Raw genomic sequence first — 20,548 nt, 5'->3', positions numbered from 1 at the left:
ACTACATGATGAAGACCAGACTGTTGATTGCCAGCGTCATCGCCTATGCGCTCGCGGCACCCGTCCACGCGCAGAACGACAAGATGACGCCCATCGCGGCACCCGCGCAACCGAACGCCATCGTGCTGAACACCGGCCCGCTGCCGGGCGCGAAAGCGCAGGAGAGCTGGCACAGCCAGTACGGCAGCGTCTTCGCGCGCAACGTCACGGTCGCGACGCTGACGCCGTTCCTGCCCGATCCCGCGAAGGCGACGGGCGCCGCCGTGATCGTCGCGCCGGGCGGCGGCTTCCGTACGCTGTCGATGAACAACGAGGGCTGGGACGTGGCGAAGGCGCTGGCCGACAAGGGCGTCGCCGCGTTCGTGCTGAAGTACCGCCTGAACCAGACGCCGCAGGACATGGATGCGTTCGCGGACGAGATGGCGAAGATGTTCTCGGGCGCGTCCCGCCCGAACCGTCCGCCGACCGATAATCCGGCCGTGACGCTGGCGCCGCAGATCGCCGACGCGCGCGCCGCGTTCGCGCTCGTGCGTGCGCGGGCGGGCGCGTGGCACGTGGACCCGGACCGCATCGGCATGCTGGGCTTTTCCGCCGGCGCGATGCTGACGATGGCGACGACGCTGTACGGCCAGGACGCGAAGCCCGCGTTCATCGGCGACATCTACGGCCCGCTCGCCGCCGTCAAGGTGCCGGCCGACGCGCCGCCGCTGTTCGTCGGGCTGGCGGCGGACGATCCGCTGTTCGGCAACAGCGGCTTCGGCCTCGTCGACAGCTGGCGCGCGGCCAGGCGGCCCGTCGAATTCCACCTGTTCGAACAGGGTGGACACGGCTTCGGCATGTACCAGAAGGCGACCACCAGCACCGGGTGGTTCGATGCGTTCGCGCGGTGGCTCGGCATGCACGGCTACCTGAAGCCGAAAGCGTGACGGACTCGCGCCCTTGACTACGTCGCCCCCGCGGGGGCGGGGGGCCAATTCTACGTCGCCCCCCCGCGGAGGCGGGGGGGCCAATTTTGCAAGCGCTGCGGCGCGTCTGAAAACTTGGGTCCCCGCCTGCGCGCACTAGTGTCCGGAATATTGTTTTCAAAAACCGTCAGAAATAGCATCGTCATTCCCGCGCAAGCGGGAATCCATACTGAGTACGCTAACTACGTTCTTCATTTCCACCTCGTCGGCTACAAAGAGTCGACTTCGAGCAGTCAGCATGGGTTCCCGCTTTCGCGGGAAGTCGTTTCCGGCAATGCCGGGAACGACGGTTTTTCCCTATGGCGGGCCTATTTTCGACGGTAAAAATTATTTCGGACAGCAGTGCGCCTGCGCAGGGACGACGTGATAAACACTGACTTACCGTGACTCCTGCGGCTCCACTTACTGCACCGCCGTCAGCGCCACATCGAACACGAGCCCGGCATTCGCGGGAATCGCGCCGTTCCCGCTCGCCCCGTAGCCCAGGCTGGATGGAATCAGCAAGGTGCGCTTGCCGCCCACCTTCATGCCCGTGACGCCCTGGTCGAAGCCGGCGATTACCTGGTTCGCCCCGAGCGTGAACGAGAACGTGCCGGTGTCGAACTGCGTGCCCTTGTGGTCCGTCGCCGTGTCGCTGTACAGCCAGCCGGTATAGGTCACGGTGGCCGTCTTGCCGGTGGTCGCTTCGGTACCGGTGCCCAGCACGACATCCGTCGCGCTGAACTGGGACGGATTGGCCACGACGACAGTGCTGGAGGACGACCCGCCGCCACCACCGCCGCACCCGGCAAGGCTCAGGACGGCGACAAGGATGGCGGTGCAGGCAAGGGCAGGCTTCAGATTCATGGTGTCTCTCGTTATTAGAAGAACCTGCAACCATACCCCATGTACATGCCTGGATTGCCTTTACATTTGTTTTTCTTTGTTACAAATTCAAGCTTGATGTTCTGAGCAGGCGCATCAGCAACAAATTGCCCGTGAGGACGAAAAAATTCGATAGAGCAATAGCAGCGCGACGTACACTGAATCGGTCGCGTCGGACCGACGACGCTGGATGACGAAAGATGCCCATGATTAGCCTCACGACATTGTTTGACGACGTCAAACTGCCCACGATCTCTGCAGTGGCCCATGCCCTGATCGAAACCCTCGACGACGACGACGCATCCGCCAAGAAGGTCGCGGCGATCATCGCGCGCGACCCCGCCCTGACGGCCAAGCTGATGCGCCTGGCGAACAGCGCCCGCTTCGGTTCGCGCCGCAACGTCAGCTCGCTCGACGAGGCGATCTCTCTCGCGGGCATGGCCCACATCCGCACGCTGGCGCTGGCCACGTGCTTCTCCGACGCCTTTCCCGCCCTGCCCGGCCTCGATTCCGACGAGTTCTGGAAAAGCAGCATGGCCTGCGCCGGCTACGCGAAATGGCTCGCGGGCGGCATCGGCCTGGACGGCAGCGAAGCCTGGCTGGCCGGCATGATGCTGCGCCTGGGCGAACTGCTGATCTACCAGGTGGACCCGACGACCTTCGCCGCGATCGAGCAGCTGCCGCACCTGCCGGGCGGCCGCTGGGAACGCGAGCAGCGCCTGCTGGGCCTGTCGGAAGGCCAGATCACGGCGGAACTGGGACGGCGCTGGAACTTCCCCGACAAGATCGTGCGTGCGCTGGAGAACTCGTCCGACCCGATGGCGGGGCACCCGTTCTGCCAGCTGGGCGGCATCATCCACCTGGCCAGCCTGCTGGCCGACACGCCCAGCGACGACCCCGCGATCCTCGAGACCCTGCCGGCCGAAGTGGTCGACACGCTGCGCCTGTCGCGCGAATGGATGACGGTGCGCTTCCCGTCGCATGCGTCGTTCTCGGCCGAACCCTGAACGATCGTGTAGCATGGTCGGATCTGCAAGGAGCCGACCATGTCCTATCAGTCCACCCTCGAATTCAACACGTTCGGCCGCGGCAGCCGCGACATCACCGCGGCCGTCGCCGACGTCGTCACCCGCTCGGGCATCCGCTGCGGCCTCGCGCACGTGTTCGTGCAGCACACGAGCTGTTCACTCCTGATCACCGAAAACGCCGACCCGGACGTGCGGCACGACCTGGAGACCATCATCCGGCGCCTGGTGCCGGACGGTGATCCCGCGTACCACCACGATACGGAAGGACCGGACGACATGGCGGCGCATGCGCGCGCGATGCTGACGTCCACGTTCGTGACGGTGCCCGTCGGCGACGGGCGGCTGATGCTCGGGACGTGGCAGGGGATGTATTTGTGGGAGCATCGGGTGGCAGAGCATCGGCGCAAGGTGGTCGTGACGGTGCTGGGGGACTGAGTCACGGCATTCCGGTGAGATTCCGAGGAATTCTTGCGAGCGCAAACGGGTATCCTGCAAGCTCGTCAACGACACTCCCATCGACCATGCGATTCCGTTCCGCGGCCTTCGGCGCCCTCGCGCTCTGCACGTCCCTGGTATCCCACGCAAGCGCGTACGACGACGCGAGCCGCGCCGCGGCGGCCGCCAGGTTCGTCGCCGCACTCCAGCACCAGCGCTTCCAGGAGGCCGCCGCCCTGTTCTCACCGGAAGTCACGCGGGATACCGCGGCGACCGCGCACACGCTGAAGCGGATCGATGACACCGTCGGCGGATTCTCGACGATGCAGCCGGTGACCCGGCCGCTGGAAGGAAAAACCATCCGCCTGCAGGTGCCGCCGCGTAAAAACGTCCTGTTCGGCGTCCAGAAGTCCGTCCAGTTCCGCTACGCCTCCACCGCCGGCGACGGCAAGCCCGTCTATTACGAAGTCCACGTCACGCCGGACCACAAGCCGCCACAGGTCTTGTCGTTCGCGCTGCAATTCCCGGCGGCGGATGCGCAGTCGGCGCAACGCGCGAGCCGGCTTGCCGCTGCCATCGACCGCTGATGCCCGCGCGATCCTTCGCGGCGCCGCATGAGCCGTGCTGGCGCTTCGACAAGATCATTCCACCCGTGGACGCCTTGGAAGTGCCGCCGCATAAAAACAAGCGCCGAAGCCAGCCGTGAGACGCGGGCCGGCGCACCTTGAGGTGAATGGAGACGACATGCACTGGAACGACTGGCCGATGGTATGCCTGGCACTGTCGGCGCTTATTGCCCTTCTGTCGCGACGCTGGATGGACGCCGCCTGGTCCGCATGTTTCGCCATCTTCCTGCTGTTCGACAAGGTCTTGCCGACCGCGGTCCCGTGGCAACTGAAATACGCGTTCCTGCTGGCCGGCGTGCTACTGATCGCCTCCGAGGTTGCTGGAACGTACCGTCGGTACAAGCACAGCCAGAACGCAAGGCACTGATTGCACCGGAAAGCGAATTCCTCAGTCCTCGAACCGCAGCGGATCGAACGTGCCGGCCAGGCCGTGGATGCCCTTGTACAGATCGGCCATGGCGCGCACGTCGCTGCCCGACCTGTCGAGCAGATGGGCCAGCGCCGGCGACAACGGCTGGGGCAGCCGGTCCAGCTCGCACCATTGATACCCCAGGCATCCGTCACCCAGGCGCGGTTCGAACTCCTGCGGTACGACAGCGACGTAGTTGTGCTGGACGAAGAAGCGCGCATCGGAAAACGGCGTGAGGCGGCTCAACGCGAGATCGCCCTCATACGCGCAGCGCTCGGCGATCGTGTTGATTGCGACCTGCAACGGCGACTGCCCGGCGAGGACGTCCGCGGTCCATGTCCCCCACTCGGGGCCCGCGCCATCCGCAGGAATACATTGCTTGACGAGCACGCGGCCCGTGTCCTCGGCAAGCACGATCGCGCAAGCGGCAACGCCCTGCCAGCTTCCACGGGCCGGCACGACCCAGCTCGGCCGCCTGACGAGGTCGGAACCGGCCGTCGACGTACTTTGGAAATTCGCCATCTTTACCTCGCTTGCAGTGCGTGATTCACTGCGTATGCTTAACATTTATTCAACGTAGGATCACTCCTACATAATGTTAATCATCCACGAGATTCGTTTAACGGTCGAGCGATTTCGACCAAGAGTACAATTTCCCGACAGATCATTATGTACTGGTTGCGACGTTGCAACAGAAATGAGTCATTGTCAATACAATGATGACTTGATGCGGAAGCTGATGCGGAGAAGCTGGCCGTACCGGCCCTGTCAGTCCCTGCACCACTCCGGTATCATGCAGGGATGAACCAGATTCCTTTCCAGCCGTTCGTCATTGGCGTCGCCGGCGGCAGCGGCAGCGGCAAGTCGACGGTGACCCAGCAGGTGCTGGCGTCGTTCGGCACCGAGATGGTCTCGGTCGTGATGCAGGACGATTACTACCGCGACCAGTCCGACCTCACCCCGGAAATCCGCCGCAAGCAGAATTACGACCACCCGCAAGCGTTCGACTGGCCGTTGCTGGTCCAGCACGTGCAGGCGCTGCGCAACGGCGAAACGATCGCGATGCCGGAGTACGACTTCACGATCGACAACCGCTCCACGAAAACGATCCCCGTGAAACCGGCCCCGGTCATCGTGATCGAAGGCCTGTTTGCCCTGTACGACGCGGACCTGCGCGACATGATGTCGCTGAAGATCTTCGTCGACACCGCGGCCGACGTCCGCTTCATCCGCCGCATGCAGCGCGACATCGCGGAACGCGGCCGCACGATGGACAGCATCGTCAACCAGTACCTCGAAACGGTCCGCCCGATGCACAAGCAGTTCATCGAGCCGACCAAGCGCTACGCCGACGTCATCCTCCCCCACGGCGCGAACGATCCCGCGGTCGACGTCATCACCACCAAGGTGGCGAGCGTCATCGGCAACTTGAAGCGGCCCTGATCGCTGGCGCGGCGGCGGCAGCCGGCTTCCTGAAAGCCAGCAGGTTGCCGCCGAGGACCAGCGCGACGCCGCCGAAGGCCGGCAACGTCCAGTGATACCCCTCGAGCACGGTCGACACGCTCAACGCGACGACGGGAAACAGCACCGTCGAGTAGGCCGCGCGGTCCGGCCCGATGCGGCCGACCAGCACCAGGTACGCCGTGAATGCGATGACGGAACCGGGGACGGCGAGATAGAACAGCGCGCCCAGGTAGCGCGGGCTCGCATCCAGCGTGAACGGCATGCCCAGCAACCATGCGCCGCCGCCGACGATGGTCGAGCCGATCAGCATGGCCCAGGTATTGGTCAGCAGCGGCGTCAGGCCGAGCGCCTGCATGCGGCTCGACAGCAGATTCCCCGTCGAAAAGCACACCGTGCCCAGCAGTGACAGGCCCAGGCCGAGCAGCATGCCGTGATCGCTCCAGTGGCCCTGCATCTGCGGCAGGAACAGCAGCGCGATGCCGGACAGGCCGAGCAAGGAACCGACCAGCACCTCGCGCCGGATCGGACGCCCCATGAAGAGGCGCAGGTTGACCGCGTTCCAGATCGGCGCCGTCGAAAAGACCACGGCCACCAGGCCGCTCGGCACCCACTGGCTGGCGTAATAAAAGCACAGGAAATTACAGCAGAACAGGGCGATGCCCTGCGCGAGCAGGTAGCGCCATGCCTGGCGCGGCGGCCACACTTGCCGGCGCGTGGCGAACAGGAACAGGAACAGCACGGCGGCGGCGATCCAGAAACGGTAGGCGATCGACACCGGGGCCGGGACGACGCCGAGCTGGAACTTGATCGCGATCCAGGTGGTGCCCCAGATGACGACGGTGAGCAGGTAAAGGAAGATATTCATGCTGCCATGATGCGCACGGCCGCCGGCGCGGACTTGTCTGGTCTTGCGCTTTTCCGATGCCCTGTCGGTACGGCCTGCGGAAGAATGCTAGACTTTTTCGCATGCACTCCCGTCCTGCTCCCATCTCGCATGCCGTCTTCGACACCATGTGCGGCACCGACGCCACGCTCGAACGCTTCGTGTGGCTGGGCGACGGCATGGCCGCGGCGATCTGGCAGCGCGACACCCGTGAAGCGCTGACCGTGTACGACCGGCCCGGCCACCACACCCTCTCCTGCTACCTGGGCGGCGGCTACCGCACGGAACGCAGCGGCATGCACAGGCAGTACGGCGCGCCGCTGCGCCTGTGCACGCTGCCGGACGACCACGAATCGGAATGGGTGGTGCGCGACCATCTGCGCCTGCTGCACGTGTACTTCATGCCGGAGCATTTCACGCGCCGGGCCGTGGTGGAACTGGACCGCGAACCGCGCGAGATCACGCTCGCCGACCGCACCTACTTCGAAAGTCCCGCCCTGCTGCGCCTGTGCCAGTCGCTGATCGCGACGCCGTGGGAAGGCGCCGACCATCTGCTGCGCGCCAACGAGATCACCCACGACACGCTGAGCGAACTGCTGCGCTCACAAGGCGTGCTGCGGCGCGAACTGCGGCTCAAGGGCGGCCTCGCGCCGCTGCTGCGCCGCCGCCTCGCCGACTACATCGACGCGAACCTGGCACAACCCATCACGCTCGGCACGCTGGCGCAGGTGGCCTGCCTGTCGGAGTTCCACCTGGCGCGCATGTTCCGCGTCTCGTTCGGCATGCCGCCGTCGGCCTGGATCGCCCGGCGCCGCCTCGAGCAGGCCCGCACGCTGTTGAAGACCACGGCCCTGCCCTTGCAGCAGGTCGCCGACCTGTGCGGCTATGCGGACCTGTCGCATTTCGGGCATCGCTTCCGGGCCGCGACGGGCACGTCGCCGCGGCGCTACCGGCAAGTCGTGGCACCTTGAGAAGCCGCCTCCTCAAGGCCGGAAAGTCGCATTCCAGCCGGCGAAAAACAGGCCGTACGCCCGCCCGCCAACGGCCGCCTCGATCGCCTCGAGCTCGCGCTTCGCTTCGCGGTGCCCCAGTTGCTCGGCAATGAAAAAATGGCGCGCCGCCAGCTTGTAATCGGGATGCGGAGCGCCCGCATGCATCTGCCCCAGAAGGTAGGCCTCGGCCTTGTCGATACCATGCAGCCTGATCTCGGGACCCGGGGGCGGAGGCGGCGGTGGCGGCGGACCCGGGACGACAGTCTTGCGCGGCGGCGGCGCAGGCGGCAGCTTCCTGAGATGACGTCTCGCATCCGCCGACCCCGCGTCCGCGGCCCGACGAAACCAGTGTCGCGCCTTCGCGATATCCTGCGGAACGCCAAACGATTCGTCCCAATACAACTCGCCCAATTGCTCCATGGCGAGCAGCTTGACGTCCCTCTCGTGGGTATGCACGTGATCCAGGATCGTGTCGCACTGCCCCCTGGCATCGGGGCCAGGATAAGGGACCCGCGCCGTCGCCGCGCGTTCGAAGAATTGCAGCGCCAGCGGGATATCCGGCACGACGCCTTCTCCCCGGCGATACATTTTCCCCAGCGCGAACAGGGCGCTGATGCATCCATGGTCGGCCCCGTCGCGATAGCGCCGCTCGGCCGTCCTGCGGTTTTTGCGCGTGCCGTATCCGTTCGCATAACACAACCCGGCATAAAAATTCCCGTATGGGACACCCAGTTCGCCGGCTTTCCTGAACGCGGCCAGGATCGCGTCCGGGTCCTTGAACCTGCGGCTATGCTTGAGCCGAATGAAGGCTTCGACCAGCGACGCATGGGCGTGGTCCGCAGCGTCGAGTTCACGCAGCACTTTGATGGAAACCTTCTCGTCGTCGGCGACGAAGCGGTGAAAAGCGGATCGTGCAAATCGATAGCCGGCGCTCATGGTCGGGTGTTCTCCTGATGATGGGTTGAAACCGGGACACCCGTGACGTCGCCGCCGAACGCGAACACGCTCACGTCGAGCGTCCCGGGCGGCAGCGTGGCGTCGCATCCCAGGCTCTGGATGATCGTGGCAGCAGGGTGCATTGCGGCGCGCAGGAGGATGACCACGGCGAGCGCTTCCTTGCCCGGCAAGGCCGGCCCGGCCGTCGTCACGGAAACGCACACGCTCCCTGCGTCACGCAGACATGCGCCCTGCCGTTCCATGTGCGCCATCGCCGCGGTGCACGCGGCTTCCGCCCGTCTAGCCGTGCCGTGGCCATGACGCGCCAGGCGCGCGCCGCACGCCGGTTTGACGGCATGGCGGACGTCGCCCCATGCGCAACCGATCCAGTTGGGCGTATCGTCAGGGATCGTCAGCGCACGCACCAGGCGGCGCACGAACTGTGCGTTGTCGGAACGACGGACCACGAACACGGCGTCGAAGGCTGCCAGCAGGACGGGGCTGGCCATGCCCGACCGGGCGTCATCGTCCCGCTCGGGCTCGCATACGGCAATGCGCAGGGCCGGTCCGGCATGACGCTCGGAGAGCTGGACAGCCGTGGCCAGCGCGCCGCGCTGTCCCAGCGGCCCCGATACGATCACCAGGTCCGTCGCGTCATCCCGCCCACCCGCCGGGACGGCCTTCCTCGCGAAGATGACAGCCGGCCCGCCGTGGCGGCCGTCCGCAGCGAGGTCATACCGCACCACGGCTGGACAGGACCTCGTTTCGATGTGCGAAAACGTCATCGTCGATGCCGATCAGCGCATCGGAGAAAAGTCGAAGTCCTTCACGAAGGCGACGACGGCGTGCCCTTGCACCAGCAGGATGCTCTCCGTTTTCAGTTGCGCCGCCAGCGCGTCGATGAAACTCTCCTTGATCCGGTCGCGCTCGCAGAACGTGTAGAACCTGGGCCAGCGCATGGTCAGGACATCGAGCGCCTCGCGGCGCATGTGGTCCGAAATTTTATCAGAAATTACCTTCACCGATAATGCCATTTCACCCTCTATCAAAACGTCGTAAGCGGATCACAAGAGGGAGAATATCACATCGTAAGGATTCTCTAAGACATTTTTATGTCCATTTTACCATTCACAATGACACGCCTATCGTCAGCGTAACCACATATCCGTTCACCGGATCCCCGCTCACGGACGCCATCTGCAACGACGTGCCGTCACTGAACACGTTGTCCGTCGCATAGCTCATCGAGGCCAGGTTGCGCGAGCTGGTGCTGTAGGCCGTCGTCGCATAGGCTTCGTTCAGGGTCGCCATCGGGAACGTGAACTGCGAGGTCTTGACGCGGTTGGCGGCGCTCGTCGCCTTCGCGAGGCTGGCGTAGACCTCGAAGTGGATGTGCGGCATGCGCCCCGAGTAGCAGCCCGGGAAGACCGTCGTGAACGTCACGGTGCCCGTGCTGTCCGCTTCCTGCACGCCGCGCAGGTAGTTCTCGCTCGTCAGGCCGCTCGCGTACATCGAGTAATTGCCGTCGCGGTCGCAGTGCCACAGGTAGACCGCGGCGCCGGCCGCGCTGGCGCAGCTCGCGCCCACGTTCACGATCTGCAGTTTCAGGGTCGTCGGGATGCCCGCCGCCGTCTTGCTGCCGGGAGAAACGCTCGTGCGGATGTCGCTGCGCACGATGCCGGACAGCGCCAGCGCGTTCGCGATGCCGTTGCCGTTGCTGTTGGTGCCGTCGCCCGGGTACGGGCCGCCCGTCTCCTCCGGGATGACGGAACAGGTGCCGGTGGTGGTCGTCGTCGTGCCGGTGCCGCCCGTGGACGTCGTCGATGACGCCACGATATCGCCGGACGCACTGCCGCCCCCGCCGCAACTCGCGAGCGGCACGGCAGCCGCGGACGCGAACAGCCAGCGCAGCGACTGGCGCCGGCTGGCCTGGGTGGCGAGCATGCGCTCGAGGTCTTCGGAAAGGCTGTGGTGTGAGTGATCCATGTGTCCCCCTGGGTTACGGAAGGCGCATTGTCGGATGGGGAAACGTTAAGCGCGGTCAACCACCGTAAAGCTGTGTAAAGACGCTGCATTTCGCGCCGCCCCGGCGCATTTCGCGCCGCGATTGGGGCATGCCGTCGCACGGGCGCACCGGTACGCGGAGGCGCTGGCACAGTGGCACCAACTTAACTCGCACTGAGCGCACTTTACGGAGCCGACCATGCTGATCCAGATCCTGACCCACACCCCGCTGTACGTCTGGGCGATCCTCGCCTTCCTCGTCTACCGCGGTATGGCCGCCATGCGCGACCGCGACGTGGAAGTCCGCAAGCTCGTCATGATTCCGGCCGTGATGCTGGTGCTGTCGCTGCAGGACATCAGCGCGAAATTCGGCCTCGGCGGCTGGGCGCTGGCCGCGTGGGCGGTGGCGGCGGCCGGCGTGGCGCTGGCTGCGGGGCTGGCCGGTTCGGAGCGCATCGCGGCGAGCGCGGTGCCGGGCCACGTGCGCGTGCGCGGCAGCCGCCTGCCGCTCGTCATGATGATGGCCGTGTTCTTCACGAAGTACGCGGCGTCGGTGGCCGTGGCGGTCGCGCCGCAGCTGCGTCAGGACACGCTGTTCGCCTGCATCGTGTGCGGCCTGTTCGGCGTCTTCAACGGCTGGTTCGTCGGCCGGCTGGTGGGCGACATGGCGTCGGTGCGCATGCTGCCGGCAGGCGCGGCAGCCGCCTGAGAATCAGTACCCGACCCCGCGGGCCATCATGGCCGCGAAGATCGGGATCAAGGCGAACACGTGGATCTCCAGCAGCATCGTCCGGCGCAGCGCATTGACTTCGTCCAGCGCCGGCACGAACGCCGCATCCGCCTTCGCCCGTTTTTGCCAGGCGAGGATGCGCAACGTGGGCTTGATCGAAATGAGGCCCACGGCGGCGAAGGCGGCGATCTTGGCCCAGAACATCGGGTTGTGCATGTAGAACCCGGCGCCCTTCGCGCCATACGCCACGCGCAGGAAGCCGACGATCAGGATAGCCAGCGCCATGATGCCGTACGCCGCGTCGAAGCGCCCCAGCAGGCGCACGGTCTGCGGCGACATCGCGGCGGGCCGCATCAGCGCCAGTTCGGCGGCCAGGGCGGACGCGATGCCGAATACGATCAGGTGGTGGACGATGGCGAGTACGAGGTCGGTCATGGCAAGATCGTTGGCATTGATGAGATATCAACTGTAGCAAACTTCGGGGTCAGAGCCCGATTTTGGGCAATTTCCAAAAATCGGGCTCTGACCCCGGTGTTGACTAGCGCAGCATCGACTCCCATACTTTCTGCAGGCGCTTGCTGGACACCGGCATCGGCGTACGCAGCTCCTGCGCGAACAGCGACACGCGCAGTTCTTCCAGCATCCAGCGGAACTCGATCATGCGCGGGTCGAGGTTCTTCAGCGGCTGGTTCTTCACCGTGCGCTGGAACTGCGTCGCCGCCGTCTGCCACTCGGCCATCAGCTGCGCATCGCGCGCCGGATTGCCGCGCAGTTTTTCGAGGCGCACGTTCATCGCCTTCAGGTAGCGCGGGAAGTGCGCGAGCTGGCTGTACTCCGTCTCCGCGATGAAGCGCTTGTGCACGAGCCCCTGCAACTGCGCCTGCATGTCGCCCGCGACGGCAGGCGGCAGGCCTTGCAGGCGCTTCGGCAGGCCGTGGAACTCCGCGAGGATCTGGCCGGCAAGGCGCGCCGTCTCGTTGATCAGCAGGCCGATGCGGCCCTTGCCCTCGTCCTTGCGCTTGTTGAACGAGGCGGCATCGTGCGGCAGCGGATCTTGCAGGCAGGCGATCTCGATGGCCTTGTTGACGATCTGCTCGCGCAGTTCTTCCGGCGTACCCACCGACATGAACTGCATGCCCATCTGCTGCAGGCCCGGCACGTTCTTTTCCGCGAATTTCAACTGGTCCTTGAACTGCAGCGCGAACAGGCGGCGCAGGCCGATGCGGTGCGTGCGCGCCGCCACGTTCGGGTCGTCGAAGACTTCCAGGTCGCAGTGCGTGCCCTTGTCCACGAGCGCGGGGAAGCCGATCAGCGTGATCTTGCCCTGCGTGATCTCCAACAGCTCCGGCAGTTCGCCGAACGTCCAGCCGGTGATGTTCGTGTGGGCGGTCGGCGCGGCGGGTGCGGCCGGTGCGGGCTTGCCTTTCGCCGGTGCCGGCGCGGCCTGCGCAGCCAGCGGTTTGGCGCTTGACGGCCCGGCAGCCGGTGTCGTCTCCGCCATGCGCTGGAAACTCTGGCGCGCCTGGCCGCCCAACTCGGCCTGCAATGTGGCGAGATTGCGGCCCATGTCCAGCTGGCGGCCGTGTTCATCGACCACCTTGAAGTTCATGAAGAGGTGGGCCGGCAAGGTCTCCAGCTTGAAGTCGGTCGTCATCACGCGCACGCCCGTCTGCGCGTGGATGTCCGCGATCAGCGCGTCGATCAGGTCCCCGCGGCCGAAGCGCACGGGGTCCTCGTTACGCTCGAAGAAGCGCGCGGCATATTCCGGCAGCGGCACGCAGTGACGGCGCAGTTTCTGCGGCAGGGACTTCAGCAGCAGCTGCACTTTTTCCTTCAGCATGCCCGGCACGAGCCAGTCCGCGCGCTCGCGCGGGATCTGGTTCAGCGCGAACAGCGGCACGGTCAGGGTCACGCCGTCGCGCGGGCTGCCCGGTTCGAAGTGGTACGACAGGCCCATCTCGATGCCGGTGACGTTCATCGTCTTCGGGAACAGCTCCGTCGTGACGCCCGCCGCTTCGTGGCGCATCAGTTCTTCGCGGTTCAGGTACAGGAGCTTGGGGTTGTCGCGCGACGCGTCCTTGTACCACTTCTCGAAACCCGCGCCGTTCACCACGTCCGACGGGATCTCGTTGTCGTAGAACGCATGGATCAACTGGTCGTCCACGAGCACGTCGAGGCGGCGCGACTTGTGCTCGAGGTTTTCGATTTCCTTGATCAGCTTGTGGTTGTGCGCGAAGAACTGCGACCGCGTCTCGTAATCGCCGCCGACCAGCGCATCGCGGATGAAGATCTCGCGCGCCTCCGCCGGATTGTGCTGCGCATAGTTGATGCGGCGCTGACTGTAGACGACGATGCCGTACAAGGTCGCGCGCTCGCTCGCCGTGACCTGCGCCGTGCGCTTTTCCCAGCGCGGCTCGCCCCACGATTTTTTCAGCAGGTGGCCGCCGATCTTCTCGATCCACTCCGGCTGGATCTGGGCGATGCAGCGCGCGTACAGGCGCGTCGTCTCGACCAGTTCCGCAGCCATGATCCATTTGCCCGCTTTCTTGCCGAGCGTGGACCCCGGCCAGATGTGGAACTTGATGCCGCGCGCGCCGAGGTAGGCGCCGGAGTCGTCTTCCATCTTGTAGCCGATATTGCCGAGCAAGCCAGTCAGCAGCGCCATGTGCAGCTGCTCGTACGTCGCGGGCGCGTCGTTCAGGCGCCAGCCCTGTTCCCTGACGATCGTGAGCAGTTGCGAATGGACGTCGCGCCACTCGCGCAGGCGCACCTGCGACAGGAAGTTCTCGCGGCAGTTGTCCTGCAGCTGGCGGTTCGTCTTCTTGTGCTCGATCGCCTGCTCGAACCAGCGCCAGATCTTCAGGAAGCTTAAAAATTCGCTCTTCTCGTCGGCGAACTTCTTGTGCTTCTCGTCGGCCTGCTGCTGGTATTCCATCGGCCGGTCGCGCGGGTCCTGCACGGACAGCGCGGATGCGATGATCAGCATCTCGGTCAGGCACACGTTGTCGACGGCGGCCAGGATCATGCGGCCCACGCGCGGGTCGAGCGGCAGCTTGGCCAGCTTGCGGCCCATCGCCGTGAGTTCGTTGGCGTCGTCGACGGCGCCCAGTTCCTGCAGCAGCTGGTAACCGTCGGCGATGGCGCGGCCCTGCGGCGGCTCGACGAACGGGAATGTCTCCACGTCCGTCAGGTGCAGGGACTTCATGCGCAGGATGACGGCCGCCAGCGACGAACGCAGGATCTCCGGGTCCGTGAATTTCGGCCGCTGCAGGAAATCGTCTTCCTCGTACAAGCGGATGCAGACGCCGTCCGCGACGCGCCCGCAACGGCCCGCGCGCTGGTTGGCGGCGGCCTGCGAGATCGCCTCGATCTGCAGTTGCTCGACCTTGTTGCGGTAGCTGTAGCGTTTCACGCGCGCCAGGCCGGCGTCGACGACGTAGCGGATGCCGGGCACTGTCAGCGACGTCTCGGCCACGTTCGTCGCGAGGACGATGCGGCGCGCGTTCGTCGTGCGGAACACGCGGTCCTGTTCTTCGACCGAGAGTCTCGCGAACAGCGGCAGGATCTCCACGTGCGGCGGATGATGCTTGCGCAGCGCTTCGGCGCAGTCGCGGATCTCGCGCTCGCCGGGCAGGAACACGAGCACGTCGCCGGATCCCAGGCGGCAGAGTTCATCGACGCCGTCGACGACGGCATCCATCAGGTCGCGCTTGTCGCGCGCGGCCTGCGCCTTGGAGACCGATTTGCCGTCGGCCGCGGGTGCGAATTCCTGGTCGCGTTCGACGGGGCGGTAGCGCACCTCGACCTTGTACAAGCGGCCCGACACTTCGATGACGGGCGCCGGCTTCTCGGGCGTGCCGAAATGGCGCGCGAAGCGGTCGGCGTCGATCGTCGCGGACGTGATGATCACCTTCAGGTCCGGCCGGCGCGGCAGGATCTCCTTCAGGTAGCCGAGCAGGAAGTCGATGTTCAGGCTGCGCTCGTGCGCCTCGTCGATGATGATCGTGTCGTAGGCCTTGAGCAGCGGGTCGGTCTGGGTTTCGGCCAGCAGGATACCGTCCGTCATCAGCTTGACCCAGGCGCCGGACGACAGCGTGTCGTTGAAGCGGACCTTGTAGCCCACGTGCTCGCCCAGCGGCGAACCCAGTTCGAACGCGATACGCTTCGCGGTCGACGACGCGGCGATGCGGCGCGGCTGCGTGTGGCCGATCATGCCCTTTTCGCCGCGGCCCAGCTCCAGGCAGATCTTCGGCAGCTGCGTCGTCTTGCCCGAGCCGGTTTCGCCGGACACGATCACGACCTGGTTTTCCATCAGCGCCTTCGCGATTTCGGCGCGGCGGCCAGAGACAGGAAGGTCTTCCGGGAAGGTGATCGGGGGGAGCGGATTGCGCACCGACTCTTTGCGCGCGGGGCGCTCCTCGCGCGGACGCTGGCCGCCTTCGCGCGGCTTGGCCGGGCGCTCCTGCGCCTGTGCATCCGCACGCAAGGCGGAGCCTGACGACGGACGCACCTGCGCCTGCGCGAGCGCGTTCGCGAGCGCGCCCTCGCGCGCAGGCGGGCGCGGGCCGCGACGGGCGTCGCCGCGCGGCGGTTGCGAAGAGCGGTCGGGGGATGCGGCGCGCGCCGGCTTGGGCGCAGGCTTGTTACTCTGTTCAGACATTGATTTTTACGAGGATTTGGTGCGCAAGTCGCGCAGCGAATTATAATGCGGCAAATGGAAAACCCTACCCAATTCGTCCAGTGGCTGCGCTCCGTCGCGCCGTATATTCACGCATTCGGCGGCAAGACCTTCGTCGTCGCTTTCCCCGGTGAACTGGTGTCGGCCGGCGCCCTGCCCGTGCTGGCGCAGGACCTGTCGCTGCTGGTCGGACTCGGCATCCGCGTCGTGCTGGTGCACGGGTCGCGGCCGCAGGTGGCCGAGCAGCTCGCGCTGCGTAACGTCGCGGGCCGCTTCCACAACGGCGTGCGCGTCACCGACAGCGCGGCGATGGAATGCGCCAAGGAAGCCGCCGGCGAACTGCGCCTGGACATCGAGGGCGCGTTCAGCCAGGGTTTGCCCAACACGCCGATGTCGAATGCGCACATCAGCATCGTTTCCGGCAACTTCGTCACCGCGCGCCCGCTGGGCGTGATCGATGGCGTCGACCACGAGCTGACGGGCGTGACGCGCAAGGTCGCCGCCGCCAAGATCCAGCCGATCCTGGAGACCGAGGACAACATCGTCCTGCTGTCGCCGCTGGGCTTCTCGCCGACCGGCGAGGTGTTCAACCTGACGATGGAAGACGTGGCGGTATCCGCCGCCATCGCCCTGCATGCCGAAAAGCTCATCTTCATCACGGAGACGCCGCTGATGAAGGACGCCGGCGGCGGCGACATCCGCGAACTGTCGTCGCACCAGGCCGAAGCCGTGCTGCAGGCGGGCTTCCTGCCGAACGACGCGTCGTTCTACCTGCAGCACGCGATCAAGGCGTGCAACAGCGGCGTCGACCGCGCCCACATCGTCCCGTTCTCGACGGACGGCTCCGCGCTGCTGGAACTGTTCACCCACGACGGCGTGGGCACGATGATCACGCACGACAACCTGGAGAGCCTCCGCCAGGCCACAATTGAGGACGTCGGCGGCATTATCAAGCTCATCGAACCGCTCGAAGCGGACGGCACGCTGGTCAAGCGTCCGCGCGAGCTGATCGAACGCGAAATCGAGCAGTTCTCCGTGATCGAGCACGACGGCGTCATCTTCGGCTGCGCTGCGCTGTACCCGTTCCCGGAATCGAAGATGGCGGAAATGGCTTGCCTGACCATCAGTCCGGAGGCGCAAACGCAGGGCGACGGCGAGCGCATCCTGAAGCACATGGAAAACCGCGCCCGCGCCGCCGGCATGAACAAGCTGTTCGTGCTGACCACGCGCACGTCGCACTGGTTCAAAAAGCGCGGGTTCGTGCCGGCGACCGTCGACGACCTGCCCAAGGACCGGGCACACATGTACAACTGGCAACGCAGGTCGCAGATTCTGATCAAGCAGCTGTAAAACCCGTCGTCCCCGCGAAAAAACCCGTCGTCCCCGCGAAAGCGGGGACCCATTCTGAGCAACAAGAATCGTTTAGCCGGAAGCAATACACAGCGCCCAAGGCCCGACTCCGGAAGCTCAGCATGGATTCCCGCTTTCGCGGGAATGACGAAATCAGCGCCGGTGGCTTTTCCAACCTCCCCTTATAATCACGTTTTCCGATACCGAACCAGGAGCAAGAACATGGCCCGCACCGTCCACTGCATCAAACTGAACAAAGAAGCCGAAGGCCTGGCTTTCCCACCGTACCCGGGCGAACTGGGCAAGCGCATCTATGAAAGCGTGTCGAAGGAAGCCTGGGATGGCTGGCTGAAGCACCAGACGATGCTGATCAACGAAAACCGCCTGAACATGGCCGACGCGCGCGCCCGCAAATACCTGGCCACGCAAATGGAACGCCATTTCTTCGGCGAAGGCGCCGACGAGGCTGCCGGCTACGTACCGCCGAGCGCCTGATGCAATGAAAAAGGGCAGCGACGCTGCCCTTGCTTACATCTGCCGGCACTGGCGCAGTTCGCACCGCGCCATGAACACTTTCCCGCGCATTTGCCCGTCCTCGCAGCGCATGCGATAGACCTCGACAGGCCCCGGCTCCGTGATGAGCCCGGCACCCTGCCCGCCCGTACACCCTTGCTGCTTCGCCATCTTCTCGACGGTCGCCGACGACACGCCCATGCGGAACGGAATCGTCTCGACGGCCGGCGCGGTATCGGCCGCAGCCACAGGTGCGGCCGGTGCGGCCGGCATCGGCCTGTGGAACATGGAGCAGCCGCCCAGCACCGCGACGGCCGCGCAGATAAGCGCCAGGCGGCTCATGCTCAGAACGTCAGCTTCTTGACGCCTTCGCCCGTGCCCAGCAGGCAGACGTCGGCGCCGCGGCGGGCGAACAGGCCGACGGCGATCACGCCGACGATCTGGTTGATCTCCGATTCCAGCGCCACCGCGTCCGTGATGGCCAGGCCGGCCACGTCCAGGATGTAGCCGCCGTTGTCCGTGACGAACGCGTCCGTGCTGCCCGGCTTGGTACGCAGGCGCGGCTGGCCACCCAGCGCGACCAGCTTGCGGCTGACGGCGTTCGCGGCCATCGGCACCACTTCGACCGGCAGCGGGAATTGTCCCAGCGTCTCGACCAGCTTGGAGCCGTCGGCGATGCACACGAACTTGCCCGACACGGACGCGACGATCTTTTCTCGCGTCAATGCCGCGCCGCCGCCCTTGATCATGGCGCCGGTGGCATTGATCTCGTCGGCTCCGTCGACGTAGACGGAGATCGATTCGACGTCGTTCAGGTCGAACACCTCGATGCCGTGGCCGCGCAGGCGCGTCGCCGTCGCTTCCGACGACGCCACGGCGCCCTTGATGCGCGACTTGATCTTGCCGAGTTCGTCGATGAAGAAGTTGGCGGTGGAACCGGTGCCGACGCCGATGATTTCGCCGTCGACCACGTATTCGATGGCGGCGCGCGCCACTGCTTGCTTGAGTTCGTCCTGAGTCATGATGTTGGAAGGAGGTGAAGAAGAATCCGACATTTTAACGGATTCACATGTCGCACCGAATACCATGCCAATTCAGCATATAATCTTGCAACCAAAGAAACACCCGCCGACGACCCATGCTCCGGAACCTGACCACCCTGCTGCTCGCCTTCGTCCTCGCGCACACCGCGACGGCCGCCGACTTCACGCCGTCCGCCCCGCCCGGCCCATACCGCGTCGGCTTCCACGTCCGCCAGCAGTACGACCGGGCGCGCGTCTACCAGCACCCGCGCAGTCCCGTCACGGCGCAGGCGACGAGCGGCGACCGGTCGCGGCCGCTGCAGACGCTGATCTGGTATCCGGCCATCGGCACGGGCGGCGCGCTGACCTACCGCGACTACGTGGCGACGGTGGCGACGGAAGAGGAATTCAGCCGCATGCCGGACCAGGTGCGCCGCGCCACCGACGCGCTCGTCGAGACGCGCACCCCGCAGGTCCAGCGCGACCTGTCCAGCCCCGTGCGCGCCCTGCGCGACGCGCCCGAGCGCCCCGGTAAATTCCCCGTCGTGATCTACGCGCCGAGCCACAGTGCCTACGCCATCGAGAACACCGACCTGTGCGAATACCTCGCGAGCCACGGCTACATCGTGATCGCGACGCCATCGCTGGGCCCGCGCTCGCACACGATGACCGCGAGCCTGGAGGGCGCCGAAGCGCAGGCGGACGACATCGGCTTCCTGGTCGGCTACGCCCACACGCTGGTGCAGGCGGACACGAACCGCATCGCCGTCGTCGGCCACAGCTGGGGCAGCCTCGCAAGCGTGCTGGCCGCGGCCCGCGACGACCGCATCCGCGCCCTCGTCACGCTGGACGGCTCGCTGCGCGCCGCGTACGACTACGTGAACGGCGGCCCGCGCGCCGCGGGCTACGTCACGCCGGAACGCCTGGGCATCCCGCTGCTGTACATGACGCGCCTGCAGGACGAAGGCGCGATCGGCTCCGAACTGCTGGGGCGCATGCGTTATGCCGACGTGTATCTCGCCACGCTGGATGCCGCGAGCCACATGGATTTCTCGTCGTGGTCGCTGCGCATGGCGCCGGACGCCGCCTTCGGCACACGCACGCGCGCACAATCGGCGCAGACCTACGGCGCGATGGCGCGCATGGTCGAACGCTTCCTCGACGCCCGCCTGCGCAACGACGCCCCGGCACGCCGCCAGCTGGACGACACCGTCGCCGCGAACCGTCCGCCGGCCGGCTTCGTCTCGTTCGCGCTACGCCGCGCCACGGGCGCGCCGCCGACGCTGGACACGTTCCTCGAACAACTGGGCCAGCAGGGCTTCGAGCACATCGCCACCATCTACGACCGCCTGCACGCGCAGAATCCCGACCTCGCCCTCGATCCGCTGCAAGCCCACGACTGGGGCATGAAGCTGTTGCGCGAACGGCGCGCCGCCGATGCCATGCAGGTGTTCCGGCTGGGCGTCAAACTGTATCCGGAACGCTTCGACTTCCTCTACGACGGCCTCGGCCAGGCGTACGAGGCGGCCGGCGAGCGCGACGCGGCCATCGCGAATTACCGGCAGGCGCTGGCGCTGGAGCCGGGGCAGGCGCATGCGCGCGAACGGCTGGGGGCACTGGGCGCACAGTGAACAAGACTGGACGGCATC

General features: G+C 66.0%; 22 protein-coding genes. 11 read left to right on the top strand and 11 right to left on the bottom strand.

Annotated features, from left to right (window positions below; translation table 11 throughout):
- The first annotated feature begins 5 nt into the window (after positions 1–5).
- The gene (locus tag ACEN9H_RS05030) at positions 6–926 is read left to right on the top strand and encodes an alpha/beta hydrolase (protein WP_413673971.1); all 921 of its coding nucleotides are present in this window, start codon (positions 6–8) and stop codon (positions 924–926) included.
- 441 nt (positions 927–1,367) lie between these two features.
- On the opposite strand, the gene ACEN9H_RS05025 is transcribed toward ACEN9H_RS05030, so the two are convergent.
- The gene (locus ACEN9H_RS05025) at positions 1,368–1,811 is read right to left on the bottom strand and encodes an FKBP-type peptidyl-prolyl cis-trans isomerase (protein WP_413673970.1); all 444 of its coding nucleotides are present in this window, start codon (positions 1,809–1,811) and stop codon (positions 1,368–1,370) included.
- A gap of 224 nt (positions 1,812–2,035) precedes the next feature.
- Here ACEN9H_RS05025 and ACEN9H_RS05020 point away from each other — a divergent pair, with 224 nt between their 5' ends.
- The 4 genes from ACEN9H_RS05020 to ACEN9H_RS05005 all read left to right on the top strand — a co-directional run bounded on the left by ACEN9H_RS05020 (position 2,036) and on the right by ACEN9H_RS05005 (position 4,285).
- On the top strand, positions 2,036–2,836 hold the full coding sequence (locus ACEN9H_RS05020) for an HDOD domain-containing protein (protein ID WP_413673969.1): 801 nt from the start codon (positions 2,036–2,038) through the stop codon (positions 2,834–2,836).
- 39 nt (positions 2,837–2,875) lie between these two features.
- Positions 2,876–3,292, top strand: a complete 417-nt coding sequence (locus tag ACEN9H_RS05015; RefSeq protein WP_413673968.1) for a secondary thiamine-phosphate synthase enzyme YjbQ — start codon at positions 2,876–2,878, stop codon at positions 3,290–3,292.
- An 86-nt stretch (positions 3,293–3,378) separates the two neighbouring features.
- The gene (locus ACEN9H_RS05010) at positions 3,379–3,879 is read left to right on the top strand and encodes a hypothetical protein (RefSeq protein ID WP_413673967.1); all 501 of its coding nucleotides are present in this window, start codon (positions 3,379–3,381) and stop codon (positions 3,877–3,879) included.
- A gap of 157 nt (positions 3,880–4,036) precedes the next feature.
- Positions 4,037–4,285: a hypothetical protein gene (locus tag ACEN9H_RS05005; protein ID WP_413673966.1), complete on the top strand. Its 249-nt coding sequence runs from the start codon at positions 4,037–4,039 to the stop codon at positions 4,283–4,285.
- 21 nt (positions 4,286–4,306) lie between these two features.
- Here the strand turns inward: ACEN9H_RS05005 and ACEN9H_RS05000 are convergent, their stop codons facing one another.
- The gene (locus tag ACEN9H_RS05000) at positions 4,307–4,849 is read right to left on the bottom strand and encodes a hypothetical protein (RefSeq protein WP_413673965.1); all 543 of its coding nucleotides are present in this window, start codon (positions 4,847–4,849) and stop codon (positions 4,307–4,309) included.
- Positions 4,850–5,128: 279 nt separating this feature from the next.
- Between ACEN9H_RS05000 and udk the strand changes: the two genes are divergently transcribed.
- Entirely contained in the window at positions 5,129–5,770 is a 642-nt protein-coding gene (gene udk / locus ACEN9H_RS04995; protein WP_413673964.1) for a uridine kinase, read from the top strand.
- Here the strand turns inward: udk and ACEN9H_RS04990 are convergent.
- Positions 5,745–6,656, bottom strand: a complete 912-nt coding sequence (locus ACEN9H_RS04990; RefSeq protein ID WP_413673963.1) for a DMT family transporter — start codon at positions 6,654–6,656, stop codon at positions 5,745–5,747. The genes udk and ACEN9H_RS04990 overlap by 26 nt on opposite strands.
- A 101-nt stretch (positions 6,657–6,757) precedes the next feature.
- Here ACEN9H_RS04990 and ACEN9H_RS04985 point away from each other — a divergent pair, with 101 nt between their 5' ends.
- Complete coding sequence (locus tag ACEN9H_RS04985) at positions 6,758–7,645, top strand: helix-turn-helix domain-containing protein (RefSeq protein WP_413673962.1); 888 nt, start codon at positions 6,758–6,760, stop codon at positions 7,643–7,645.
- A gap of 12 nt (positions 7,646–7,657) precedes the next feature.
- Here the strand turns inward: ACEN9H_RS04985 and ACEN9H_RS04980 are convergent, their stop codons facing one another.
- From ACEN9H_RS04980 to ACEN9H_RS04965, 4 genes are all read right to left on the bottom strand, one after another.
- On the bottom strand, positions 7,658–8,602 hold the full coding sequence (locus ACEN9H_RS04980; protein WP_413673961.1) for a tetratricopeptide repeat protein: 945 nt from the start codon (positions 8,600–8,602) through the stop codon (positions 7,658–7,660).
- Positions 8,599–9,111 (bottom strand): hypothetical protein, encoded by a 513-nt coding sequence (locus ACEN9H_RS04975; protein WP_413673960.1) that lies wholly within the window; start codon positions 9,109–9,111, stop codon positions 8,599–8,601. Before ACEN9H_RS04975 ends, ACEN9H_RS04980 begins: the two co-directional genes overlap by 4 nt.
- Positions 9,112–9,399: 288 nt before the next feature.
- The gene (locus ACEN9H_RS04970) at positions 9,400–9,636 is read right to left on the bottom strand and encodes a hypothetical protein (protein ID WP_056136438.1); all 237 of its coding nucleotides are present in this window, start codon (positions 9,634–9,636) and stop codon (positions 9,400–9,402) included.
- A gap of 94 nt (positions 9,637–9,730) precedes the next feature.
- The gene (locus tag ACEN9H_RS04965; RefSeq protein ID WP_413673959.1) at positions 9,731–10,588 is read right to left on the bottom strand and encodes an intradiol ring-cleavage dioxygenase; all 858 of its coding nucleotides are present in this window, start codon (positions 10,586–10,588) and stop codon (positions 9,731–9,733) included.
- A gap of 217 nt (positions 10,589–10,805) precedes the next feature.
- Between ACEN9H_RS04965 and ACEN9H_RS04960 the strand changes: the two genes are divergently transcribed.
- The gene (locus ACEN9H_RS04960; protein WP_413673958.1) at positions 10,806–11,315 is read left to right on the top strand and encodes a DUF6622 family protein; all 510 of its coding nucleotides are present in this window, start codon (positions 10,806–10,808) and stop codon (positions 11,313–11,315) included.
- A 3-nt stretch (positions 11,316–11,318) separates the two neighbouring features.
- Here ACEN9H_RS04960 and ACEN9H_RS04955 read toward each other — a convergent pair whose 3' ends face one another.
- Both ACEN9H_RS04955 and hrpA read right to left on the bottom strand, forming a co-directional pair.
- On the bottom strand, positions 11,319–11,771 hold the full coding sequence (locus tag ACEN9H_RS04955) for a DUF2214 family protein (RefSeq protein WP_371767704.1): 453 nt from the start codon (positions 11,769–11,771) through the stop codon (positions 11,319–11,321).
- Positions 11,772–11,874: 103 nt separating this feature from the next.
- Positions 11,875–15,996: an ATP-dependent RNA helicase HrpA gene (gene hrpA / locus ACEN9H_RS04950; RefSeq protein WP_413673957.1), complete on the bottom strand. Its 4,122-nt coding sequence runs from the start codon at positions 15,994–15,996 to the stop codon at positions 11,875–11,877.
- A 54-nt stretch (positions 15,997–16,050) separates the two neighbouring features.
- On the opposite strand from hrpA, the gene argA reads away from it, so the two are divergent.
- Both argA and ACEN9H_RS04940 read left to right on the top strand, forming a co-directional pair.
- Positions 16,051–17,364 carry an amino-acid N-acetyltransferase gene (gene argA, locus ACEN9H_RS04945; RefSeq protein ID WP_082577168.1) on the top strand — a complete coding sequence of 438 codons (1,314 nt, stop codon included), beginning with the start codon at positions 16,051–16,053 and terminating at the stop codon, positions 17,362–17,364.
- Between the two features lie 222 nt (positions 17,365–17,586).
- The gene (locus ACEN9H_RS04940; protein WP_056136429.1) at positions 17,587–17,859 is read left to right on the top strand and encodes an oxidative damage protection protein; all 273 of its coding nucleotides are present in this window, start codon (positions 17,587–17,589) and stop codon (positions 17,857–17,859) included.
- A 33-nt stretch (positions 17,860–17,892) separates the two neighbouring features.
- Here ACEN9H_RS04940 and ACEN9H_RS04935 read toward each other — a convergent pair whose 3' ends face one another.
- Positions 17,893–18,219 (bottom strand): hypothetical protein, encoded by a 327-nt coding sequence (locus tag ACEN9H_RS04935; RefSeq protein WP_413673956.1) that lies wholly within the window; start codon positions 18,217–18,219, stop codon positions 17,893–17,895.
- A gap of 2 nt (positions 18,220–18,221) precedes the next feature.
- Entirely contained in the window at positions 18,222–18,899 is a 678-nt protein-coding gene (rpiA, locus tag ACEN9H_RS04930) for a ribose-5-phosphate isomerase RpiA (RefSeq protein WP_371767708.1), read from the bottom strand.
- Between the two features lie 116 nt (positions 18,900–19,015).
- Here rpiA and ACEN9H_RS04925 point away from each other — a divergent pair, with 116 nt between their 5' ends.
- On the top strand, positions 19,016–20,530 hold the full coding sequence (locus ACEN9H_RS04925) for a chlorophyllase/cutinase-like alpha/beta fold protein (RefSeq protein ID WP_413673955.1): 1,515 nt from the start codon (positions 19,016–19,018) through the stop codon (positions 20,528–20,530).
- Positions 20,531–20,548: the final 18 nt, after the last annotated feature.

The sequence above is a fragment of the Massilia cellulosiltytica genome, from assembly GCF_047325105.1.
Lineage (GTDB): Bacteria > Pseudomonadota > Gammaproteobacteria > Burkholderiales > Burkholderiaceae_D > Telluria > Telluria orientalis.
Note: the sequence above shows the minus strand (reverse complement) of the source record. Positions and strands in the feature narration are given on the sequence as shown.

Coding starts and splice junctions, on each gene's coding strand:
- ACEN9H_RS04955 (WP_371767704.1), bottom strand. CDS start 11,771: ATGACCGACCTCGTACTCGCCATCGTCCACCACCTGATCGTATTCGGC.
- ACEN9H_RS05010 (WP_413673967.1), top strand. CDS start 3,379: ATGCGATTCCGTTCCGCGGCCTTCGGCGCCCTCGCGCTCTGCACGTCC.
- ACEN9H_RS05015 (WP_413673968.1), top strand. CDS start 2,876: ATGTCCTATCAGTCCACCCTCGAATTCAACACGTTCGGCCGCGGCAGC.
- ACEN9H_RS04985 (WP_413673962.1), top strand. CDS start 6,758: ATGCACTCCCGTCCTGCTCCCATCTCGCATGCCGTCTTCGACACCATG.
- ACEN9H_RS04940 (WP_056136429.1), top strand. CDS start 17,587: ATGGCCCGCACCGTCCACTGCATCAAACTGAACAAAGAAGCCGAAGGC.
- udk (WP_413673964.1), top strand. CDS start 5,129: ATGAACCAGATTCCTTTCCAGCCGTTCGTCATTGGCGTCGCCGGCGGC.
- hrpA (WP_413673957.1), bottom strand. CDS start 15,996: ATGTCTGAACAGAGTAACAAGCCTGCGCCCAAGCCGGCGCGCGCCGCA.
- ACEN9H_RS05030 (WP_413673971.1), top strand. CDS start 6: ATGATGAAGACCAGACTGTTGATTGCCAGCGTCATCGCCTATGCGCTC.
- ACEN9H_RS05005 (WP_413673966.1), top strand. CDS start 4,037: ATGCACTGGAACGACTGGCCGATGGTATGCCTGGCACTGTCGGCGCTT.
- ACEN9H_RS04975 (WP_413673960.1), bottom strand. CDS start 9,111: ATGGCCAGCCCCGTCCTGCTGGCAGCCTTCGACGCCGTGTTCGTGGTC.
- ACEN9H_RS04970 (WP_056136438.1), bottom strand. CDS start 9,636: ATGGCATTATCGGTGAAGGTAATTTCTGATAAAATTTCGGACCACATG.
- ACEN9H_RS05020 (WP_413673969.1), top strand. CDS start 2,036: ATGATTAGCCTCACGACATTGTTTGACGACGTCAAACTGCCCACGATC.
- ACEN9H_RS04990 (WP_413673963.1), bottom strand. CDS start 6,656: ATGAATATCTTCCTTTACCTGCTCACCGTCGTCATCTGGGGCACCACC.
- ACEN9H_RS04960 (WP_413673958.1), top strand. CDS start 10,806: ATGCTGATCCAGATCCTGACCCACACCCCGCTGTACGTCTGGGCGATC.
- rpiA (WP_371767708.1), bottom strand. CDS start 18,899: ATGACTCAGGACGAACTCAAGCAAGCAGTGGCGCGCGCCGCCATCGAA.
- ACEN9H_RS04925 (WP_413673955.1), top strand. CDS start 19,016: ATGCTCCGGAACCTGACCACCCTGCTGCTCGCCTTCGTCCTCGCGCAC.
- ACEN9H_RS05025 (WP_413673970.1), bottom strand. CDS start 1,811: ATGAATCTGAAGCCTGCCCTTGCCTGCACCGCCATCCTTGTCGCCGTC.
- ACEN9H_RS04980 (WP_413673961.1), bottom strand. CDS start 8,602: ATGAGCGCCGGCTATCGATTTGCACGATCCGCTTTTCACCGCTTCGTC.
- argA (WP_082577168.1), top strand. CDS start 16,051: ATGGAAAACCCTACCCAATTCGTCCAGTGGCTGCGCTCCGTCGCGCCG.
- ACEN9H_RS04965 (WP_413673959.1), bottom strand. CDS start 10,588: ATGGATCACTCACACCACAGCCTTTCCGAAGACCTCGAGCGCATGCTC.
- ACEN9H_RS05000 (WP_413673965.1), bottom strand. CDS start 4,849: ATGGCGAATTTCCAAAGTACGTCGACGGCCGGTTCCGACCTCGTCAGG.
- ACEN9H_RS04935 (WP_413673956.1), bottom strand. CDS start 18,219: ATGAGCCGCCTGGCGCTTATCTGCGCGGCCGTCGCGGTGCTGGGCGGC.